Annotated in this window: 13 protein-coding genes and 1 pseudogene; 8 read left to right on the plus strand and 6 right to left on the minus strand. The window is 67.1% G+C overall.

The window, feature by feature from the left end; genetic code table 11:
• Nucleotides 1-12: 12 nt before the first annotated feature.
• Complete coding sequence (gene xylF / locus G0P99_RS08480; RefSeq protein WP_164128942.1) at nt 13-1041, minus strand: D-xylose ABC transporter substrate-binding protein; 1029 nt, start codon at nt 1039-1041, stop codon at nt 13-15.
• A 217-nt stretch (nt 1042-1258) separates the two neighbouring features.
• Between xylF and G0P99_RS25030 the strand changes: the two are divergent.
• The 3 genes and pseudogenes from G0P99_RS25030 to G0P99_RS08490 form a co-directional block, all read left to right on the plus strand.
• Nucleotides 1259-1348: pseudogene (locus tag G0P99_RS25030) on the plus strand (hypothetical protein); the annotation flags it as partial.
• 153 nt (nt 1349-1501) lie between these two features.
• Entirely contained in the window at nt 1502-2455 is a 954-nt protein-coding gene (locus tag G0P99_RS08485) for an ROK family protein (RefSeq protein ID WP_370462746.1), read from the plus strand.
• Nucleotides 2445-4007 (plus strand): CRTAC1 family protein, encoded by a 1563-nt coding sequence (locus G0P99_RS08490; RefSeq protein WP_164128943.1) that lies wholly within the window; start codon nt 2445-2447, stop codon nt 4005-4007. The genes G0P99_RS08485 and G0P99_RS08490 overlap by 11 nt, the downstream gene beginning before the upstream one ends.
• 58 nt (nt 4008-4065) lie before the next feature.
• Here the strand turns inward: G0P99_RS08490 and G0P99_RS08495 are convergent, their stop codons facing one another.
• From G0P99_RS08495 to xylB, 4 genes are read right to left on the minus strand one after another with little or no spacing between them, the layout of a single operon-like run.
• Entirely contained in the window at nt 4066-5364 is a 1299-nt protein-coding gene (locus tag G0P99_RS08495) for a cytochrome-c peroxidase (RefSeq protein WP_164128944.1), read from the minus strand.
• Complete coding sequence (locus G0P99_RS08500) at nt 5361-6326, minus strand: aldose epimerase family protein (RefSeq protein ID WP_164128945.1); 966 nt, start codon at nt 6324-6326, stop codon at nt 5361-5363. Before G0P99_RS08500 ends, G0P99_RS08495 begins: the two co-directional genes overlap by 4 nt.
• Nucleotides 6319-7623, minus strand: a complete 1305-nt coding sequence (xylA, locus tag G0P99_RS08505) for a xylose isomerase (protein ID WP_164128946.1) — start codon at nt 7621-7623, stop codon at nt 6319-6321. Before xylA ends, G0P99_RS08500 begins: the two co-directional genes overlap by 8 nt.
• Entirely contained in the window at nt 7620-9068 is a 1449-nt protein-coding gene (gene xylB / locus G0P99_RS08510) for a xylulokinase (protein ID WP_164128947.1), read from the minus strand. The genes xylA and xylB overlap by 4 nt, the downstream gene beginning before the upstream one ends.
• Nucleotides 9069-9283: 215 nt before the next feature.
• On the opposite strand from xylB, the gene G0P99_RS08515 reads away from it, so the two are divergent.
• Genes G0P99_RS08515 through G0P99_RS08525 form a run of 3 tightly spaced genes read left to right on the plus strand, consistent with a single transcriptional unit; the run spans nt 9284 to nt 13435 of the window.
• The gene (locus tag G0P99_RS08515; protein WP_164128948.1) at nt 9284-10360 is read left to right on the plus strand and encodes a glycosyltransferase family 4 protein; all 1077 of its coding nucleotides are present in this window, start codon (nt 9284-9286) and stop codon (nt 10358-10360) included.
• The gene (locus G0P99_RS08520; protein WP_164128949.1) at nt 10357-11328 is read left to right on the plus strand and encodes a glycosyltransferase family 2 protein; all 972 of its coding nucleotides are present in this window, start codon (nt 10357-10359) and stop codon (nt 11326-11328) included. The genes G0P99_RS08515 and G0P99_RS08520 overlap by 4 nt, the downstream gene beginning before the upstream one ends.
• A 7-nt stretch (nt 11329-11335) precedes the next feature.
• Nucleotides 11336-13435: an NAD-dependent epimerase/dehydratase family protein gene (locus G0P99_RS08525; protein ID WP_164128950.1), complete on the plus strand. Its 2100-nt coding sequence runs from the start codon at nt 11336-11338 to the stop codon at nt 13433-13435.
• On the opposite strand, the gene G0P99_RS08530 is transcribed toward G0P99_RS08525, so the two are convergent.
• On the minus strand, nt 13436-14194 hold the full coding sequence (locus G0P99_RS08530; protein ID WP_164128951.1) for a WecB/TagA/CpsF family glycosyltransferase: 759 nt from the start codon (nt 14192-14194) through the stop codon (nt 13436-13438).
• A 184-nt stretch (nt 14195-14378) separates the two neighbouring features.
• Between G0P99_RS08530 and G0P99_RS08535 the strand changes: the two genes are divergently transcribed.
• Both G0P99_RS08535 and G0P99_RS08540 read left to right on the plus strand, forming a co-directional pair.
• On the plus strand, nt 14379-15842 hold the full coding sequence (locus G0P99_RS08535) for a hypothetical protein (RefSeq protein ID WP_164128952.1): 1464 nt from the start codon (nt 14379-14381) through the stop codon (nt 15840-15842).
• Between the two features lie 263 nt (nt 15843-16105).
• Nucleotides 16106-22540 (plus strand): type I polyketide synthase, encoded by a 6435-nt coding sequence (locus G0P99_RS08540; protein WP_164128953.1) that lies wholly within the window; start codon nt 16106-16108, stop codon nt 22538-22540.
• Nucleotide 22541 lies beyond the last annotated feature (1 nt).

Raw genomic sequence — 22541 nt, forward strand, 5'->3', positions numbered from 1 at the left:
GTTGGAAAAGGATCAGTTGCAGGGTGCGGGACCGTTGGTCACGCCCTGGCACAGGGTTTCCTGGGTGATCCAGCCAGCGTCGACGACAACCGACAGGTTGTCCTTGGTGATCGGCAGCGGTTCGAGGAACAGCGCGCTCATCTTGGTGCCGCCCGGCGAGGTCCAGTCGTCGGCTCCGCCGATGGCGTTCATCTTGGTGCCTTCGGCCAGCGACACGGCGATGCGCGCGGCGGCGCGGCCGAGGTCGCGGGCGTCCTTCCAGACCGATACGGTCTGGGTGCCCTTGGCCACCCGGTTCAGCGCGGCATAATCGCCGTCCTGGCCCGAGACCGGGATGCCTTCCATGCCCTGCGCGGTCAGCGCCGCCACAACGCCACCGGCGGTGCCGTCGTTCGAGGCGACAACCGCGTCGACACCGTTGTCGGTGGCGGTCAGGATCTGTTCCATGTTGCGCTGCGCGTTGGCGGGCAGCCAGCCGTCGGTATAGGCCTCGCCCACGATGGTGATGTCACCCTTGTCGATGGCGGCTTGCAGCACTTCCTGCTGGCCACCACGCAGGAAGTCCGCGTTCGGGTCGGTGGGCGAGCCCTTGATCATCACGTAGCGTCCGGTGGGCGCGGCCTCGAGCACGGCGCGGGCCTGCATCCGGCCCACTTCGACGTTGTCGAAGGTCAGGTAGAAGGCGCGGCTGTCCTCGATCAGGCGGTCATAGCCCACGACCGGGATCCCCTCGTCGGCTGCGGCCTGCACGGCGGGGCCGATGGCCTGCGCGTCCTGCGCCAGGATGATCAGCGCGGTGGCGCCTTGTGCGATCAGGCTTTCCACGTCCGACAACTGCTTGGCCGACGAGCTTTGCGCATCCGCCGAGATATACTTGGCGCCCTTGGCCTCGAGCTCGGCCTTGATCGCGGCCTCGTCGGTTTTCCAGCGCTCCTCCTGGAAGTTCGACCAGCTGACGCCCACGACGACATCGGCCGCCCAGGCCGCAGTTCCCAGCATGGCGCTGACGATCACCGCAGATGCGGTTGCATAGAGTTTCATTCTGTCCTCCCAAATCGGTTGCAGCCGCACGCCATTCCTTGCCTCGGGCGGGGCCGGTGCAAGGATCGTGTGTCATTTTAATTTGAAAGTCAAATTAAATAAGATAGGCTGGTCTTGCCCGCTGTGTTGCGTTCTGCCTTGGCCTTGTTTGCCGGGATGGGTACGATCCGGAGATTGGGCAGGACAGGTTCAGGGAGGCGTCGGGCAAATGGCTGTTATGCAACGGGAATACGGGCGCCGCACCCTGCTGCGCGAAATCCGCAGGGCGGGCCGCATCCCCCGGATCGAGCTGTCGGACCTGACCGGGATCAGCCGCGCCACCGTCACCACGATCACCGCCGAGTTCCTATCGGACGGACTGGTTGAGGAGGTGGCGCGCGACGAGGGCGAGCCGGATTCCCGGCGTGGCCGGCCGCGGGTGGATCTCAAGATTCGCGGAGCGGCGCATCTGGTGGCGGGGGTGAAGATCTCGCATCACAAGCTGTCGCTGGTTCTGCTGGATTTCGAGGGCGAGCAACTGGCGACTGAAGAGTGCGACCTGCGACACCCGGTCAGTAGCCCCGAAGACCTGGCCGCCAAGATAGGGGAGGCCGTGGCCCGGCTGGCCGGGCAGATCGGCCGCGCGCCGGGCGAAATCTCGGGCCTCGGGATCGGTATCGCGGGGATTGTCGAGGCCAATGACGGGTTCGTGCACTGGTCGCCGTCGCTGTCGGCGCGCAACATCGAGTTCGGCGCGCTCTTGACCCGCACATTGGGCGTGCCCTGTTTCATCGACAACGACGCCAACCTGGTGGCGGTGGCCGAACACGCCTTTGGCCTGGGCCGGGAGCACAGCGACTTTCTGGTTGTGACCATCGAAAGCGGCGTGGGTCTGGGCATGGTGATCGGCGGCGCGCTTTATCGCGGTACGCGCGGATGCGGTGCCGAGTTCGGCCATACCAAGGTGCAGCTGAACGGCGCGCTCTGCCGCTGTGGCCAGCGCGGCTGTCTGGAGGCCTATGTCGCCGATTACGCGCTGTTGCGCGAGGCGACGCTGGTGAGCGGCCAGGATGCCAATGCCGATCCGGCCAAGCGGGTCGAAACCCTGCTCGATGCGGCGCGGGCGGGCGATGCCACCGCGCGCAGCATCGTTGAACGGGCGGGCCAGATCTTTGCCATGGGGCTGGCCAACCTGGTCAACATCTTCGACCCCGAGCTGATCATCCTCGCGGGCGAGCAGATGCAGTTCGACCATCTCTATTCCGACGCGGTGATCGAGGCGATGCGCAAGTCGATCGTGCAGGTGGACAAGGCCCCACCCGAGGTGGTGGTGCATAAATGGGGCGATCTGATGTGGGCGCGCGGGGCGGCGGCCTATGCGCTCGACAAGGTGTCGGAACTGGCGCTGGAAAGGCTGGGCGAAAATGCGGCCTGAGCTGTTCGCACTGGCGCTGGCGACCACACCGGCCCTCGCCGGGCCCGCGTTCACGCCGGTACCGGTACCCGAGCATGTCTATGCCGGCGGGTGGGAGCATTTTGTGGGCGGTGGGCTGGCGGTGTTCGACTGCGACGGCGATGGCTTGCCCGAGCTTCTGGCGGCGGGCGGCGAAAACGCCGCCACGCTGTTGCGCAACCGCTCGGATGCGGGCGCGCTGCGGTTCGAGGCGGACACGCCCGAGACCCTGACCGAACCGGGGATGATCGGCGCCTATCCTCTGGATATCGACAGTGACGGTTACATGGATCTGGCGGTGCTGCGGGTCGGGCCGAACCGGCTGTTGCGCGGGGGCGCAGATTGCAGTTTTGCCCCGTTCGAGGGACTGGGATTCACCAGCGGCGACCGTTGGACCACCGCCTTTTCCGCCACATGGGAGGCGGGGCAGAGCCTGCCGACGCTGGCCTTTGGCAATTATGTCGACCGCAGCAACCCGAACGGCCCCTTCGGCACCTGCGACATCAACCTGCTCTACCGCCCCGAGGGCGACCGGTACGGCCCGCCCATCGAACTCAAGCCGGGGTATTGCCCGCTCTCGATGCTGTTCAGCGACTGGGCGCGGCAGGGCCGGACCGACCTGCGGATCAGCAACGACCGGCATTATTATGTCTCTGACGGCGAGGAACAGATGTGGGCGATGGGGTCCACGCCCCGCCTGCTCGGCCCCGCCGATGGCTGGATCAGCCACAAGCTCTGGGGCATGGGCATCGCCCAGCGCGACCTGGACCGCGACGGGAACCAAGAGGTGTTCCTGTCCTCGATGGGCGACCAGCGGTTGCAGCGGATGACCGGGAACGGGGCGGAATTTGCCGATGTGCCCTATGCCATGGGCACCACCGCCCACCGCCCCTATACCGGCGGCGACGGGCGGCCCTCGACCGGTTGGCATATCGGTATCGGCGATGTGCAGAATGACGGGCTGGACGATATCTTCATCACCAAGGGCAATGTCGAACAGATGCCCGATGCAGCGATGGACGACCCCAACAACCTGCTGATCCAGCAACCCGACGGTACCTTTGCCGAAGCCGGAGCGCGCGCCGGTATCGCCAGCCTGCATCGCGGGCGCGGCGGCGCGCTGGTCGACCTGAACGGCGACGGGCGGCTTGACATCGCGGTGGTCAACCGCCGCGCGCCGCTGGAGGTCTGGCAGAATGTCACGCCAGAGACCGGCCATTGGCTGGCGCTGGCGCTGGAACAGCCCGGCCCCAACCGCAACGCTATCGGCGCCTGGATCGAGCTGGAGGCGGATCATGGCCATGATCATGGGCACGAGGGAACCGAGGAAGCCGGCTGGATGCGCGAGATCACGGTGGGTGGTGGCCATGCCGGAGGTATGGCGGGGTTTGAACATTTCGGTTTGGCGGAAGCTGGAGAGATCGGCATTCGCGTGATCTGGCCCGACGGCGCCAAATCCGAAACCGTCTATGTCGGCCCCAATCAGTCCTTGACGCTGATCCGCACCGCCAAGGGCCTGAAAGCACGGCGATAGCCCCTTCATTCCGCCAAAAAATACTCCCGCCGGAGGCAAAGATTTTTCGACGAAAAATCTATCTTGGCACCTTGAGCCCGCTGGGGACATTATCCGGAATACCAAGGCGCCCGGTCAGCGCCACCGGATCGGTCAGCGTGCCGAGAAAGGCCAGCAGCGCGTCGACCTCCGCTTCGGTCAGCATTATCGGCTCCAACCGGTTGGCAGCGGCGATTGCCGCTCTCTCTGCCGCGTCGTCCAGAACTGCCCGGTCACTGACAAAACCACCCCCCGGCAAGAGCGCCGAGGCGATGTCATAGGCCGTGAGACTGGCCACCGGATCCAGATGGTGTTCGACCAACGCGCGCAGGCTGGCAAAGGCGCCGCTGTGCCCATAGGGCGCGGTTGCGGTCACATTGCGCAGCGACGGCGTGCGGAAGGCATAAGCGTCGGCCGGATCGCCCGTTACCCGCATCCGCCCGATATCGCGATTGTGACGCTCGAACCGGGCCGCCTTGCCTGGCCCGATCTGCGGCATGGCGATGGCGTGAAACCCGTGATCGGTCTGGAACTGGCCCGCGTGGCAGGTCGCGCATTGCGCCTTGCCATAGAAGAGGTCCATCCCCGCTTTCGCCGCTTCGGGCAGATCCCCCTGCCCGCGCAGATAGCGGTCGAACGGGCTGTCATCGGCACGCCATTCGAACACCATGAAATCGGCGATCACATTGGCAATGTCGGCAAATGTCACCGGGCGCGGCCCGATGACCGCGTCAAAGGCGCGGCGGTAGTCGGGGATCGACTCGACCCGTGCCGCCAGGATCGCCCAGGCCCCGCCTGGGCCGGTGAGCTTGCCTTGCCGCACCGCCTGGGCCACGTCGTTTTCCGAGTAATGCCCCGCCATCTCGTCGCCCGAGAGCACCGGGAACATCGCCTGTGCGGCCAGCGCCGAGGCGAAGCCCTGCTCCATATCGGCACCCAGCGGCGTTCGGATGCCCGAGGGGCGTGTCGGGTCGCTTTCCAGCCGGCCATCGTGAAAGAAATGCGTGAACTCTTCGGCGCCGAGGTTGAACAGCGCCGGCGCGTTGCGCGGGATGCGCTGTTCGGGCGGGTTTTCCGGGTCGAGGCGCATGTCCGGGCCGATCCCCAGCGCGCCGTCGCCCAGGCCCAGCGACACCCCGTCCGAGGTACCAAACCGCGGATGGTGGCAACTGGCACAGGCGACAGTCCGGTTGCCGCTGAGGATGGGGTCATAGAACAGAAGCTGCCCCAGCCGTACCGCCTCTATCCCGGGTTCGGCAAAGACCGCATCGGCGCGCGGCAGCGGTTCGGCGAGCAGTGGACTGGCCGCGATGCTCAGCAGTACGATCAGCCGCTTCATGCCGCGTCCTGTTCGCGAATGCGCACTGTCGTGCGCTGGCGGTAGGGGTGATCGGGGGTGACCAGCGGGCAGGGAAAGCCAGGCGTGTTCACTGCATTGGGATAGCCCTGCGGCTCCAGACAGAGGCCCGAAAAGGGCGCGTGGCGCTGGCCCGGCAAGGGAGAATGCAGCGCGCCCAGGTATTGGCCGGTATAGAGTTGCAGGCAGGGCTGGTCGGTCTCGATCTCCAACACCAGCCCGTTGCCGGTCACCCGCGCCTGCCCCCGGTCGAGTACGAAATTCATATCCAGCCCCTGCGTGTCCGGGTCCGCCTCGGATATGCGCCGCCCGGTCCGGAAATCGAAAAGTTGCCCCGTCGTCGGAGCGATCTCTCCGGTCGGGATCTTGGCCGCATCGTTGACGGTATGGCGGCTGGCAGGCAGGGTCACGCGGAAATCGCGGCAGGTCTCGGCTCCCAGCGAATAATAGGAATGCTGCGCAAGGTTCAGCAGGGTCGGCCGGTCGCTGACAGCGCGCATGTCATAGGTGAGCGCGTCACCCTCCAGCCGGATCGTCACCGTCAGGTCGAGCCGCCCGGGGTATCCGCCCTCACCATGTGGGGACACCAGCGTCAGCCGCACGGCGCGGGGGCCGTCCGCCTCCATCTCCCAAAGGCGCGCATGCAGCCCCTGAGGCCCGCCGTGGATATGGTTCGGCGCCTCGTTGGCGGGCAGGTCATAGCGCACCCCGTCCAGAGTGAAGCCCGCGCCCGAGATGCGGTTGGCCACCCGGCCCGCGATGATCCCCAGACTGCGGGGGTTATGGGCGTAACCGGCCGGGTCGGCATAGCCCAGCACCACCGGTACCCGGGCGCCACGCAGCGGCACCTGCCAGTCCTGCGTGATACAGCCCCGGTTCAGGATCGCGACCGAAACGTCGCCCTCCTCCAGCACGTGCCGCCGGATACCGCCCCGGTCAGACAAAGCGGTTCACATGGTTTTCCAGCACCTCCTGCCGGCCCGAGCGAGGCTGCGGGTCGATCTCGCCCGCCAGCACCCGGGCAAAGAGGCTGTCAAGATCGCTCTCCAATACGCCCTGCCCATGGTCGCTGTCCCAACCGGCATAGCGGTCGCGCAGCGCGGCCTCCAATCCGCCGTCCTCGATCATCGCAGCGGCAGCTTTCAGCCCGCGCGCGCAGATGTCCATGCCGCCCACATGGGCCGCGATCAGGTCGGTTGCATCGAGCGACTGGCGCCGGAGCTTGGCGTCAAAGTTGGTGCCCCCGGTGCTGAACCCGCCCGCCCGCAGGATATGGTAATAGCACAGCGCCACCTCGGGCACGTTATTTGGGAACTGATCGGTATCCCAGCCCGACTGGTAATCGTTGCGGTTCATGTCGATGGAGCCCAGCATGCCCTCGGCCGCGGCCACCGCGATCTCATGTTCGAACGAATGCCCGGCCAGGATTGCGTGGCCCTGCTCCAGGTTCAGCTTCACCTCGCCTTCCAGCCCGTATTTTCGCAGGAAGCCGATGCAGGTGGCGGCGTCGAAATCGTATTGATGTTTCGAGGGTTCCTGCGGTTTCGGCTCGACCAGGATCGCGCCCTTGAAGCCGATCTTGTGCTTGTAATCCACGACCATGTTCAGGAAACGGCCCATATGATCCAGTTCGCGCCCCATGTCGGTGTTGAGCAGCGTCTCATACCCCTCGCGCCCGCCCCAGAGGACATAGTTCTGCCCGCCCATCCGGTGGGTGGCGTCCATGCACGCCTTCACCGTCGCGGCGGCATAAGCGAACACGTCCGGATCCGGGTTGGTCGCGGCGCCCGCCATCCAGCGGCGGTGGCTGAACATGTTGGCAGTGCCCCACAGCAGGCGGGTCTTGCGGTTTTCCATTTTTGCAAGGAAATAGTCGATGATTTCCTCGAAGTTCCTCAAGCTTTCGGCAAAGGTCGCGGCTTCGGGGCGGATATCGGCATCGTGCCAGCAGAAATAGGGCACGCCCAGGATATCGAACATCTCGAACGCAGCATCGGCCTTCAACTTGGCGCGCGCCATGTCGTCCTGCGGCTGCCAGGGACGGATCAGGGTCTGGCCGCCGAACGGGTCGCCCCCCTCCCACGCGAAGGAATGCCAATAGGCCACGGCAAAGCGCAGGTGATCTTCCATCCGCTTGCCCATGACCATCTCGTCGGGGTCATAGTGGCGAAAGGCCAGCGGATTGGCGCTGTCTGCCCCCTCGTAACGGACAGGGGCGATATCGGCGAAGAACTCGGTCATGGCAGGACTTTCAGCTTGGGGTAAGTGGCGGCGAAATCGGCATGGGCCTGTGCATAGGCCTCTGCCAGATCGGCGCGCGGGTCGATGGTTTCGGCAATGTCAGGGCGGGTCATCACCTGTTCCGGGTCGGCCCCGGTGACGCCGCAGATGGCCAGGCGCGCGGCGCCAAGCGCTGCGCCGAAATCGCCCTGTTCGGGCAGGTCGAGCGGCAGGCCCAGAGCGGTGGCCAAGAGTTCCACCCAGTAGCGCGAGCGAGTACCGCCACCGATCGCCAGAAGGCGCGGCAGATCGGCGCCGGTGGCGCGCAGGGCGTCGAGACTGTCGCGCAGGGCGAAACTCACGCCTTCGACCACGGCGCGGGTCAGGTCGGTGCGGTCCTGCGCAATGTCGAGATGCAGAAAGGCGCCGCGCATGGCGGCATCGTTATGCGGCGTCCGCTCGCCGGAGAGATACGGCAGGAACCGCACAGGACCGGGCGCGCCCAGCGCGCCCAGCTCGCCCGTCAGGGTCGCGGCCTCGGCTCCGGTGATCCGCGCCAGCCAGTTCAGGCTGTCGGTCGCGGCCAGGATCACGCCCATCTGGTACCAGCGCCCCGGCACCGCGTGACAGAAGGTATGCACCGCGCTGGCAGGGTCCGGGTAAAACCCGTTTCGCGCCGCCAACAGCACGCCCGAAGTGCCCAGCGAGACAAAGCCGTCACCCTCGGCCAATGCGCCCACGCCACAGGCGGCGGCGGCATTGTCGGCGCCCCCTGCCACCACCTGCACCCCATCAGGCAGGCCCAGGTCTGCGGCAAGGTCGGGGCGTAGAGGCCCCACATTCCCGGTCCCCTCGCGCAGGTCCGGCATCTGGTCGCGGCGCATCCCGCCCGCCTTGAGCAGCCGGTCGGACCAGTCGCGCGCGCCCACATCCAGCCAGGCGGTGCCGGCGGCGTCGGACATCTCGGACCCCATAACGCCGGTCAGCCACCAGGCCAGGTAATCCTTGGGCAGGAGCACCTTGGCCACGCGGGCAAAGACCTCTGGCTCGTGCCGGGCAAGCCAGAGCAGTTTCGGCGCGGTGAAGCCCGGGAACACGATGTTGCCCGAGAGGTCCCGCACATCCGCCATCGCGTCCAGTTCCGCCGCCTCGGCAAAGCTGCGGCTGTCGTTCCACAAGATCGCGGGCCGGATCACCGCCCCGCCCGCATCAAGCAGCACCGCCCCGTGCATCTGCCCCGACAGGCCGAGCCCCGCGACCCGCTCCATCGCCAGCGGGTGGCGCTGTGCCAGCGAGACCAGGGCAGTGCGCGCCGCCGATACCCAGTCGGCGGGGTCCTGCTCGCTCCAGCCCAGGGCCGGATGGCGGGCGCGCAGCCCCGACTCGGTGCTGTCCAGAACGCTGCCGTCCGGGCGTACCAGCACGGCCCGCACCCCGGATGTGCCCAGATCCAAACCGATGAACATGTGACCTCCCAACTCTGAACCGACTGTCTCATATTTAATTCGCGTGTCAAATTAAAAAATCGCCCTCTGCCCCGGTTGCGCCATGGTCCCGACGCAATACTGTCCATTGGGACGGTTAATCCCCGCCCTGCGCCGAAATCCGCGTGCAGCTTCCCGGCCGCGTGCCAGGAAAAACGGGTCGGGCGGGCATCGGCAGACCAGAAGGAGAAGACCGCTTGCGCATCACGTTCCTCAGTCCCCGCTCCAACCTTTCGGGTGGCCTGCGCGTGATCGCGGTCTATGCCGGGGTGCTGCACGCGCGCGGGCACGAGGTGACGATCGTGACCCCAGCCAAGGCCCGCCTTAGTCGGCAGCAAAGGCTGCGGGCCCTGCTGCGCGGTCAAGTGTCGGCACCGGCAGAGACAGCCGGACATTTCGAGGGTCTGGGCGTGCCGGTGATCGAGGGGCGCCGCTCTGATTTCCTGTTCGATGCCGGGGATATTCCCGATGGTGACGCGGTGGTGGCGACCTGGTGGGAAACCGCCTTTGCCGCAGCCGCCCTGCCGCCCGAGAAGGGGCGCGGGTTCTACTTCGTGCAGGGCCACGAGGTGTTCGACTTTCTGCCTTGGCAGATCTCGCGCGCGACCTATTACCTGCCCTTGCGGCAGATCGCAGTGTCGCAATGGCTGTCGCGGATGCTGGCGGATACATACGGGCTGCCTGCCCCGCCGGTGGTGCCCAATGCCATCGACCATGCCTCCTTTGCCACGCCCGGGCGCAACCGCAATGCCAGCCCAGTCGTGGGGTTTGTCTATAGTCAGGGCGCGCTGAAAGGCGCGGGCGAGGCGATCGCGGCGCTGCACCACCTGCGCGCACGCTATCCGGATCTGGGGATCGTTGTCTTTGGCGCCGAACCGCTGGCCGCCGAGCATGCCCTGCCCGAGGGGGCCGCGTTTCACCTGCGCCCCGCCCAGGCGGAGATCCCGGCACTTTATGCCCGCTGCGACCTGTGGCTGTGTCCCAGCCATTCCGAAGGCTTCGGCCTGCCGATGCTGGAGGCGATGGCCTCGCGCTGCCCGGTGGTAGGCACCCGTGTCGGCGCGGCCTTTGACCTGATCGAGCCGGGACAGACCGGGCAGTTGTGCGATGCAGGCGATGTCAGTGGACTGGTGCAGGGGGCAGAGGCGATCCTTGACCTTTCACCAGAGGATTGGCGCGCCATGTCTGATGCCTGCCATGCCCGCGCATCGGGCTTTACCTGGGAAACCTCGTGCGACCAGTTCGAGGCGCTACTGGCCGGGGGCGCGGGATGAGCGCGGCCGTCGACCTGGTCCTGATCGGCCGCAACGAGGGGGCGCGGCTGGAACGCGCCCTACGGTCCGCGCAAGGACAGGCGCGGCGGCTGGTCTATGTGGATTCGGGTTCGACCGACGGCAGTGTCGCCGCCGCCCGCGCCGCCGGAGCCAGGGTGGTGGAACTGGACATGTCGGTGCCGTTCAGCGCCGCCCGCGCGCGCAACGCCGGGTTCGAGGCGGCGCAGGCCGACGACCCGGCGCCTTTTGTCCAGTTCATCGACGGCGATTGCGCCCTGGTGCCCGGCTGGCTGGCCGCCGCCGAGGCGCGGCTGAGCCAGGACATCAGCCTTGGCCTTGTCACCGGTTGGCGGGCGGAGATCGCGCCCGAGGCGAGCCTTTACAACCGCATCTGCGACCATGAATGGCGCCGTCCCGCCGGGCCGATCCGGGCCTGCGGCGGTGACATGATGGTGCGGGCCGAGGCGTTCCGGCAGGTGGGCGGGTTCAACCCCGCCGTGATCGCCGCCGAGGATGACGATTTCTGTCTGCGCCTGGCCGCGGCGGGATGGGCGCTGGAACGGCTGCCGCTGGAAATGACCCGCCACGACGCCGCGATCACCCGGTTTGGCCAATGGTGGCGGCGGGCGGTGCGGGCCGGGCATGGCTTTGCCCAGGTGGGCGCGCTGCATCCCGGCCATTTCCGGGCCGAGCGGCGCCGGGTGCTGGCCTATGGCCTGATCCTGCCGCTGATCGCCCTGATCGGCGCGGCGCATGGCCCGGTTGTGCCTGTGCTGGTGGCCGCCCTTTATGCCCTGTCCTGGCAGCGCAGCGCCCGTGGCTTGCAAACCGAAGGCATGGCACCCGGCGAGGCGCGCGCGCAGGCCGTCTTCCTCACCCTGTCCAAGTTTCCCAACCTCTTGGGGATGGGCAAGTATTGGCTGACCCGGCTGGCCCGGCGCAGCCCCGAAATCATCGAGTATCAGTGAGCCGCTTATGACCCGCCCCCCCCTTCGCATCGGCCTGATCGGCGCCGGATATATCGCCAGCTGGCACGCGGACGCCCTGCGCGCCGCGCCCGAGGTAACGGTGAGCGCGGTCTGCGACCCCAACCTGGATCTGGCCGAGGGGCTGGCCAATGGCCATGGCGCGCGCGCCTTTGCCAGCGCCGAGGAGATGATCGGCGCCGGGGTCTGCGACGGGGTGCATATCCTGACGCCCCCCGACCAGCATCACCCGCTGGCGCTGCAATGCCTGAAGGCGGGCCTGCATGTGCTGGTGGAAAAGCCGGTGGCGCTGAACGCCGCCCAGACGCAGGAAATCGAGGCGGCGGCGCAGGCCGCGAACCGGCGGTTTCACGCCGGGCACAACTTCCTTGGCTTGCCGAGTTACGAGCGGCTGAAGCGCGACATGCGGCGCGGGCGTCTGGGGCGGGTCTCGGGCGCCGAGATCCGCTGGTGCTATCCCTTCGCGCCGCTGCGCTCGGGGCCTTATGGCATCTGGCCGCTGCGCGAGACCCGCAATCTGCTGCTGGAGCTTGGGCCGCATCTGGTGAGCCTGGCGCAGGATCTGTTCGGTACGGTCGAGATCCAGCATCTGGAGCTGAGCAAGCCGGTTGCCCTGCCCGGTGCGGGCACGCGCCCGCAGGGCTGGCGCATATTGGCGCGGGCCGGATCGGTTGACCTGACCCTGACCCTGTCGCTGGTCGAAACGGTCGATGACCGCTCGGTGACGGTGCGCGGGTCTTCGGCCCGCGCCCGGTTGGACCTGGCCGCCGATACGCTGGTGATCGACGGTGAAAACACCGCCGATCTGGTGGCAAACCCGCTCTGGCGGCAAGTGTCACTGTCGGGGCAGCATCTGGGGCAAGGCGTGGTGAATGCCGCGCGTCAACTTGCGTCGCTCAATCGCAAGTCGCCCTATGCACTGAGTTTCAGCGGGCTGGCGCGCGGCGTCTGGGGGCCGCTGGCGCGCGGCGAAGGGGCCGATCCGCGCTGGTCGGGCGCTTCGGCAGTGGCCGTGATGGCCACGCTCGACGATGTGATGGCCCGCTGCGACTGGCCGGTGGCGACGGTTCCCGCCGCAACCCGGAAACCGGCGCCAAAGGCGATGGTGATCGGCGGCACCGGGTTCATCGGCCGGGCGCTGACCCGCGAACTGGTGGCGCGCGGCACCGATGTGCGCGTCGTCTCGCGCGGGCGGCGGGGGCCGTTTGCCGATCTGCCAGACGCGGTTGAAACGGTCTCGCTGTCGCTGACGGATACCGAGGGGTTGACCCGCGCGATGGAGGGGATCGACACGGTCTATAACCTCGCCCGTTCGACCGATACCAGCTGGGAAGACTGCCTGAAGAACGATGTCGCCGTGGCCGAGGGGATCGGCCGGGCGGCGTTGGCGGCGAAGGTGCGGCGGCTGGTCTATACCGGCACCATCGCCAGTTTCGACATGTCCGACCCCAAGGGGCGGATCACCGACGACACGCCCCTGCCCGACGAGATGGAGGAGCGCAATCTTTATGCCCGGTCCAAGGCGGAATGCGAACACCGGTTGATGGCGCTGCACCGGCAGCACGGTCTGCCGCTGGTGATCGCCCGGCCCGGCATTGTGGTGGGCGCGGGCGGGCCGTTGCAACACTGGGGCATCGGGCGTTGGCATGGCGCGGGGGCGGTGCGGCTCTGGGGTAACGGGCGCAATCCGCTGCCCTTCGTGCTGATCGGCGATTGTGTCGACGGGCTGATCCGCTGCGCCGAGACCGAGGGGATCGAGGGGCGCAGTTTCAACCTTGTGGGTCCGCCGCTGATGAGCGGGCGGGACTATTTCGACGCGATTCACGATGCTCTGGGCGCGCGGCTGAAGGTCAGTTCCGGCAATCTGCACCTGATGTATGCCGCAGATGCGGTGAAGCACCAGCTCAAGTCACGGGTGCTGCGGCGGAGCGGGCTGACCCGGCCGTCGCGGGCGGACTGGCTGTCGCGGGCGCATCTGACCGCCTTCGACAACAGCCGGGCAGAGGTCGACCTGGGCTGGCATCCCTGCGCCGACCGGGATGAATTCGTGCGGGTCGCGATCACCGAGGCCGGGCTGTTCGGGTTCTAATCAGCGACCGGCGCGGCGCAACCGGCGCGCGGCGGCGACCTGCCCCGGCAGGATCGCGGCGCAGCGGGCATAGCGGGGCACCAGGCGTCGCGGGCTGCTGAGCATCCGCCAGAGCCATTCCAGCCCCAGCCGCCGCATCCAGCGCGGCGCGCGGATCTGATGGCCGCCGAGAAAATCGAGCCCCGCCCCGACCGAGGCAAAGCCGACGCCCGGCGCCAGTTCGCGGCCGCGCAGCGCCAGCATCTCTTGTTTCGGCGCCCCCAGCGCCAGAAAGCACAGGCCGACGTCGCGCGCGGCCAGTTCCGACAGAATCGCCGCCGCCGCCTCGCCGCCGGGATCGAAACCGTATTCTGGCGCGTGGGTCCAGACCACGCGGAGGCCCGGCGCGCGCGCCTCGAGCACCCGGCGGGCATCGGCCAGCGCCTGTTCGGAACTGCCCACTAGCGCCACCGGCACAGTCTCTGCGGCAGCCAGCTCTACCAGCGGGAACACCAGATCGGAGCCCGGCAACAGCTCGACCGGGCGACCGGCCAGCCGCGACAGGGCGACGATGGGCCGACCGTCGGCCACCACCAGATCCTGCGCCGCATAGGTGCGAGCAAAGGCGGGGTCGTCGGCCAGCTTGACCAGGTGATCGAGGTTGATCGTTGCCAGCGCGAACCCCTCGCCCGCGCGGAACCGCCGCCGCACCTCGTCCATCAGCGCGGCGCGTGTCGGCATGTTGACCGTGATGCGATACGGTCCGAAGTCGAATTCCACCTGACGCCTCTCCTGCTGTTGCGACCTGCTTAGCGGATGCGCGGGCACGATGCCAAGTCTTGCTGCGAAAGCGTGCCGTTCCTGCCACCGGATCGCCCCATTCGGGCACTATCCCGGGACAGATCCCTGCCGGTCTGATAGGTTCGACCGGCGTTTGCGACCGGAACCAGCCAGACGGACCTCAATGCCAAACCCAGTCGCCTATATGATGCTGATGCTGTGGCCGCTTGTCTGCGTGACCCTGTTCGCGCGCCTGCCGGTCAGACGTGCCATTATCTGGGGCATTCTTGGCGGCTATCTGATCCTGCCGCCGGTGGCCGAGTTCGACCTGCCGCTGGTCCCGTCGATGAACAAGGATTCGATCGCCTCCTTCGCCACGTTTCTGGGCTGCGTGCTGATCGCGCGGCAACCGGTGTCGATGTGGTCGCGGGTCTGGCCTGTGCGCCTGTTGCTGCTGGGATTCGTACTCTGCGCCGTGCCCACCGTGCTGACCAACCGCGAACCGCTGATCTTTGAGGTGCTGGCGGGCAGCGAGCCGATCCGGTTCATCACCAATGTCGTGCCCGGGCTCGGGCTGCGCGACATTCTGTCGATCATGATCGGGCAGGTGATCGTGCTCTTGCCCTTCTTTCTGGGCCGGGCGCATCTGTCGGACGAGGCAGGTCTGCGGGCGATCATCCTTGCGCTGGCGGCCGCCGGTCTGGCCTATTCCCTGCCGTCGCTGTTCGAGATCACCTTTGCCCCGGTGATCAACATCTATGTATACGGGTTCTTCCAGCACGATTTCAATCAGATGATCCGCGAGGGCGGTTTCCGGCCCATCGTGTTCCTGCCGCACGGGCTGTGGCTGGCCTTTTTCATGGCAACCGCGCTGATCTCGGCCGCAGCGCTGACACGGGTTTCGCAGGACAGCCTGCGCCTGAAATGGGGGTTGACCACGGTCTATCTGGCGCTGGTCCTGAACGCCTGCAAGAGCCTTGCCGCGCTGATGTATGGCGTGGCGCTGGTGCCTGTGGTGCTGTTCCTGCGGCGCAATACGATCATCCGCCTGGCCCTGATTATCGCCTTGCTGGCAATCGCCTATCCGGCCCTGCGCAATCTTGGCCTGATTCCGCTCGACTCGATTCTGGAAAAGGCGGCAAGCATCAGCGCCGAACGCGCCCAGTCGCTGGAATTCCGCTTCACCAATGAGGAACTCCTGCTGGACCGCGCCCATTCCAAACCCTGGTTCGGTTGGGGCGGCTGGGGCCGGAACCTGGTGCTGGACCCGGAAACCGGCATGATCGTGACCGTCCCGGATGGCGCTTGGATCATCGTGTTCGGCACCTTTGGCTGGCTGGGTTATATTGCGCAAATGGGCCTGTTATCCGCGCCGATCATCATGGCGGCGCTTTATGCACGCAAAGCAAAATCAGCGGAGATCTCGAGCTTCGTGCCGCCGATTACGCTCATTCTGGCCGCAACGATGACGGATATGCTGCTCAATGCCACGCTGACGCCGTTCACCTGGCTTTGCGCCGGGGCGGTGCTGGGCTATTTCGAGCGTCAGCTTTACCCGGATTGGAACCGGCGTCGGCGCAGCCTGTTCGGCGCCGGCCCCGCGATTGGCGGCAAGACGCAGCCGGACGCCCGGAAAACCGCCATCTGACAGTGGCGGCCTTACCTCAAACCGGCCGCAAAAGGCCCATAACTGTCCCTAATCCAGTCACAATCTTCTGGAAAAACAGTGTTTGTCACCAAGTGGGAATAGGACACATTCCAGACCCTTGAGGTTTTGTGGCACTATTACAGGGGTTTAGAAAAAATCAGGGAAATCTGATAAAATTGGAACCTTTTCAGGATCGCTTGCCCCTGCTTACGGTGTGCGTGGGTTGGCGGGCTGAATAACCAAATGGATCGTTCGGTCAGACCATGACAACGCGTACTTCAAAGAGTGAACAGGGCGACATTGCTGTCGTCGGTATGTCGGTACATGTGCCCGGCGCCGCTTCGGCCGCCGAGTTTTGGGACAATCTCAGGGCGGGGATCGAATCGATCCGGCCGCTGGACGACGCGGCGCTGCTGGCCGCGGGCGAGCGCCCAGACCTGATGGCGGACCCCAATTATGTCCGCGCGGCGGCGCCGCTGGACGGGTTCGACCGGTTCGATGCCGATTTCTTTGGCTTCTCTCCAAAGGAAGCCGCGATTCTGGATCCACAACACCGTCAGTTCCTGGAAACCGCCTGGGAGGCGATGGAAAACGCCGGTCACCCGCCGGAATCGGTATCCGGGCCAATTGGCGTCTATGCCGGTTGCGGCATGGGCAGCTATTTCTATTTCAACATCTGCTCGAACCCCGGTCTGGTCGATGATGTGGGCATGTTCCTGTTGCGCCACACCGGCAACGACAAGGATTTCCTGTCGACCCGGGTCAGCCATGTGTTCGACCTGCACGGGCCGAGCGTGAACATCCAGACCGCCTGTTCCACCTCGCTGGTCGCCATCCACTATGCCTGCAAGGCGCTGCGCGAGGGCGAATGCGACATGGCGCTGGCGGGCGGGTCCACCATCGAACTGCCGCAGGGGCGCGGGTACCTTTACAAGGAAAACGAGATCCTCAGCCCCGATGGCCATTGCCATGCTTTCGACCACCGGGCGCAGGGCACCGTGTTCGGCTCGGGCGCGGGCGTGGTGGCGCTGCGCCGGCTCGAGGACGCGCTGGCCGATGGCGACCATATCTGGGCGGTGATCAAGGGCAGCGCCATCAACAATGATGGCGCCGACAAGGCCGGTTATCTGGCGCCCTCGGTCGGTGGTCAGGCGCAGGCGATCAGCGCTGCGCTGACGGCGGCGGATGTGCCCGCCGAGACCATTGACTACATCGAATGCCACGGCACCGGCACCTATCTGGGCGACCCGATCGAGGTTTCGGCCCTGACCCAGGCCTATCGCGAACAGACCGCCGAGAGCGGGTTTTGCAAGATCGGTTCGGTCAAGACCAATATCGGCCATCTCGACACCGCCGCCGGGGTCGCGGGCTTTGCCAAGACCGCGCTGGCGCTGCATCACAAGCAGATCCCGCCGTCGCTGGGGTACGAGGCGCCCAATCCGGCGATTGATTTCGAGACCAGCCCGTTCCGGGTGAACGACCGGCTGAGCGACTGGACCCCGCACAAGGGGCCACGCCGGGGCGCGGTCAACAGTCTGGGCGTGGGCGGCACCAACGCGCATGTCATCCTGGAGGAAGCGCCCGAGCGCGCCGCCTCGGAAGAGAGCGATTTTCCGTTCCAGATCCTGTGCCTGTCGGCACGGTCACGCGCCGCGCTCGATGGCAATGCCAAGGCGCTGGCCGGTTGGCTGCGCGCCAACCCAGACGTCAACCTGGCCGATGTGGCCTATACGCTGAAAGAGGGCCGCCGCGGGTTCGAGAAACGCCGCGTGCTGGTGGCCGAAACCGCGCTTGAGGCCGCCGACCTGCTGGACCAGGGCGATCCGCGCCGGGTGTTCACCCATGACGCGCTGGGGGCCGGGGCCGATGTGGTGTTCATGTTCCCCGGTGGCGGGGCGCAATATGCGGGCATGGCGCGCGACCTCTACGAGGTCGAGCCGGTCTTTGCCGAATGGATGGACCGGGGGCTGGCGCATCTGCAAAAGAGCCTCGATTACGACATCCGCGCCATCTGGCTGCCCGAGGGCGATACCGCCGAGGCCGACGCGCGGCTGAAACAGCCCTCGGTGCAATTGCCGCTGATCATGATCGTGGAATATGCGCTGGCGCAGCTGTGGCTCAGTTGGGGCGTGCGGCCCGCAGCCCTGGTCGGCCATTCCATGGGCGAGAACACCGCCGCCTGTCTGGCCGGTGTGATCGGATTCGAGGATTGCATCGACCTGGTGCTGCTGCGCGGACGGCTGTTTGACACTGTGGCGCCGGGCGGCATGCTGTCGATCTCGCTGCCGCTGGACGAGGTACAGGCGCTGATCGGCGAGGATCTGGACATTGCCAGCGTCAACGCCCCCCGCCTGACCGCTGTCAGCGGCCCGCAGGCGGCACTGGACAGGCTGGCCGAGGTGCTGCGCGCCCGCGAGGTCGAATATCAGCGCATTCAGATCGACATTGCCGCGCATTCACGGATGCTGGAGCCAATCCTGAAGGAATACGGCGATTTCCTGCGCGGTCTCACCCTGAGCGCGCCGCAAATCCCGATCCAGTCGAACCGCACCGGCGCGGTGCTGACCGAGGCCCAGGCCACCGACCCCGACTATTGGGTCGCGCAGTTGCGCAACACGGTCCATTTCGCCGCTTGCATCGACGCCCTGTCCGAGGGTCGCGACCGGGTGTTCCTGGAAGTCGGTCCCGGCAAGGCGCTGAGCTCGCTGGCGCAGATGTCGCCCGGCGTGTCGCCCGGCCAGGTGCTGAGCAGCCTGCGCCACCCCGATCAGGACATCGCCGATGATGCCTATTTCATGGGGGTTATCGGGCGGCTCTGGGCCTGCGGGATCGAGGCCGACTGGCCGCAGATCTGGGGCGAGGCCAAACGTCATCGCCTGCCGCTGCCGACCTATGCGTTCCAGCGCAGCCGCTATTTCATCGAACCGGGTACCCAGCGGGCGGAAGAACCGCGCGCGGTTCTGACCCGCAGCGACGATCTGGCCGAATGGGGCTGGCGCCCGGTCTGGCGGCCACGTCTGGCCGAATGCGATATCGACGTCGAGACCGAACTGGATCGGACCGAACCGCTGAACTGGCTGATCTTCCTCGATGCCGGGGGGCTGGCCGCTAAGGCGGCCGACCGGCTGGAGGCGGCAGGTCACTGGGTGGCGCGGGTCAGCTCCAGCGACAGCTATGTCAAACAGTCCGACACCCGGTTCGAGCTGGCCCCGGAGCAGGGGCGGATGGGCTATGACCTGATGCTGCGCGATCTGGCGGCACAGGGGCGCCTGCCCGACCGGATCGGCCATTTCTGGCTGGTGACCGAGGGCGAAAGCTTCCGCCCAGGATCGAGCTTCCATGACCGCAACATGGAGCACGGATTCTTCAGCCTGACCTGGCTGGCGCAGGCGCTGGGGCAGGTCGAGCTGCCCGGCCCGGTGCATATCACCGCCTTCACCACCGGCGCGGCACAGGTACGCGCCGAGGCCCTGCCCTATCCGGCCAAGGCGACCATCGCCGGGCCGCTGGGCGTGCTGCCGCACGAGATGCCGGGGATCACCTGTGCCTCGGTCGATATCGAGCTGCCCGCCCGCCTGCGCCCGCCACTGCTGGCGCGGCTGCGCGGTGCCGCGCCCGAGCAGGACGAGGACCTGACCCCGCGCCTGCTGGAGGAACTGCTGGCCGAGCCCGGCAATAGCATCGCCGCCTGGCGCGACGACAAGCGGTTCGGGCGCAGCTATCGCCCCGCACCGCTGGAGGATGAGGCGCCCGTATTCCGCGAAGGCGGTACCTATCTGATCACCGGCGGCTTTGGCGGCATCGGCCTGACGGTGGCCCGCCACCTGATGCAGAACCACGGGGCCAACGTGATCCTGCTGGGGCGCGAGGAGCTGCCCGCCGACCGCGCCCGATGGCTGGCCACGCACAGCCCCGCCGACAAGACCAGCCGCCGCATCCGCACACTGGAAGAGCTGGAGGCACTGGACAAGGGCCAGATCACGGCGATTGCCGCCGATGTCTGCAACATCGGCCAGATGCGCGCCGCGCTTGGTGCCGCGCAGGACCGGTTCGGCGCGCTGACTGGCGTCATTCACGCCGCCGGTCATATCGAGGACGGGCCGGTGCTGGCCAAGACCGAGGCCGGGATCGACCGGGTGCTGGCGCCGAAGATGACCGGCCTCAGGGTGCTGGACGAGCTGTTCCCCGACGGCGTGCTCGAACTGATGGTGCTCTTTGCCTCCTCCTCGACGGCAAGCCGTCCGGCGGGGCAGGTCGATTATGTCGCGGCGAACGAATATCTCAACGCCTTTGCCAGCAGCCGCAGCGGGGCCAAGACCCGCGTCGTAGCGGTGAACTGGGGCGTCTGGGCCGATGTGGGCATGGCCGCCGACGCGCGTGCCGCGCGGCTCGGCGGCGATCCAGCCGAGGCGCGCGCCGCGACCGACCAGCCGCTGTTGCAGGAGGCCGGGTTCGATGAGGCCGGCAACCGCCTGTTCGTGTCCCGGCTGAGCGCCGAGCACTGGGTGTTCAACGAACACCGCACCGCCGCAGGCGATGCGCTGCTGCCGGGGACCGGCTATGTCGAACTGGCGGCCGAAGCCCTGCGGGCGCAGGGCGTCAGCCATCCGTTCGACATCCGCGACCTCTATTTCTTCCGCCCGCTGCGGGTCAACGGCGCCCCGCGCGAGGTGATCGTGCGGCTGGAACCCACCGCCGAAGGCTATGGTTTCAGCGTGCACAGCGCCCTGCCCGGCGGCGGTTACGCGCAGAACGCCCAGGCGATGCTGGTGCTCGACCCCGAGGCACGGGCCGGAACGCTCGATCTGGCCGCGATTGCCGCGCGCTGCCCGCAGGCGGCGACAGCCCCGCTTGGCGAGGTGCTGCATACGCCGCAGGAGGCGCATCTGAAATTCGGCCCGCGCTGGCAGGTGCTGCGCGCCACCGCGCGGGGCGAGGACGAAGGCCTGGCCCGCCTGTCCCTGCCCGAGGAATACCGCCGCGATCTGGATCAGGGGTACCAGATGCACCCCGGCCTGCTGGATCTGGCCACCGGCTGGGCCATCGAACTGGCGCGCGGCTATCAGGGTCGCGCGCTCTGGGTGCCGGTCTCCTACCGCTCCTTGCGGGTCTTTGCGCCGCTGCCTGCGGATATCCGCAGCTGGATGCGCCCGACGCCGGGCGCCACGCCTATCGACGGCTTTGCCTCGTTCGACATCACCCTGACCGATCCCTCGGGGCGGGTGCTGATCGATATCGCCGGGTTCCAGATGCAGCGTACCAACGGCACCATCGACCTGACCGAACCGGCAAAACCCGATGCCGACGCCGCCGCGCTGGGGCTGGAACCTGCCCGCAAGTCGGTCACGCTGTCGCCCGAGGAACAGCGCCTGCACCGCAACATCGCACAGGGCATCCGCGCCAACGAAGGTGCCGCGGCACTGACCCGGGCGCTGAACAGCGGCCTGAGTCAGGTGGTGGTCTCGTCGCTCGACCTGCCGCGCCTGATCGCCGAGGCCGATCAGGTCTCGGCCCCGGCCGAGGCCGGGCAGAGCTTCGAGCGGCCGCAGCTCGATACCGAATATGTCGCGCCGCAGACCGAGACCGAAAAGACGCTGGCGGGTTTCTTTGAAACCCTGCTGGGCGTGTCGCAGGTGGGCACGCAGGACAGTTTCTTTGACCTTGGCGGTCACTCGCTGATCGCGGTGCGGCTCTTTGCCCAGATCAACCGGGCCTTTGACGTCGAATTCCCGATCTCGGTCCTGTTCGAGGCCCCGAGCATCGTCCGCATCGCCGAGAAGATCGACGCGCGGATCGGCCGGTCGGCCGCCCTCTCCGGCGACGGCAATGCCGATGGCGCTTCGCAACACGCCCCCGCCTTTACCCATGTCGTGCCGCTGCATGATGTCGGGTCGGGCGGCCAGACGCCCTTCTTCGTGGTCGCGGGCATGTTCGGCAACGTGCTGAACCTGCGCCATCTGGCGCTGATGCTGGGGCGCGACCGGTCGGTCTATGGGCTTCAGGCGCGCGGGCTGGTCGGCGACGAGGCCCCGCATGACACGATCGAGGCGGCGGCCGCCGACTATATCGCCGAGATGCGGCAGGTGCAGCCGCACGGGCCCTATCTGCTGGGCGGCTACTCGGGCGGCGGCATCACCGCCTACGAGATTGCCCGACAGCTCGAGGCGGCGGGCGAAGAGGTCTCTCTGTTGGCATTGATCGACACGCCGCTGCCGGTGCGCCCGGCGCTGGGCCGACGCGACCGCGCCATCATCAAGCTGCGCCAGTTCACCGAACGCGGGCCCCGCTACCTGCTGGATTGGGTCAGAACGCGACTCGCCTGGGAGGTGCAACGCCGCCGCGCCCCGGTCGGGGATGCCGGTGGCGCCGCGTTCAACAATGCCCGGATCGAGGCCGCCTTCCTCGGGTCGGTCGCCCGCTATCGACCGCAGCCGTGGAGCGGCGCGCTGTTGATGTACCGGCCGCCGCTGGACCGGCGCTGGAAGGTCACCGGCGGCAACTGGGTCAGCAGCGAACGGCAGTACGTGTACGACGACAACGACTGGGGCAAGTTCGCCAGCTCCATCGAGGTGTTCGAAGTGCCCGGCGATCACAACAGCATGGTGCTGGTGCCGAATGTCTCGGTCCTGACGGAACACCTGCGGCAGAGATTGCATGAGACGGACGCAGTCCAGCCGCTTGGCAAGGCCGCGGAGTAGG

This window comes from Ruegeria sp. PrR005 (assembly GCF_010500245.1).
In the GTDB taxonomy this organism is placed as follows: domain Bacteria; phylum Pseudomonadota; class Alphaproteobacteria; order Rhodobacterales; family Rhodobacteraceae; genus Ruegeria_B; species Ruegeria_B marisflavi.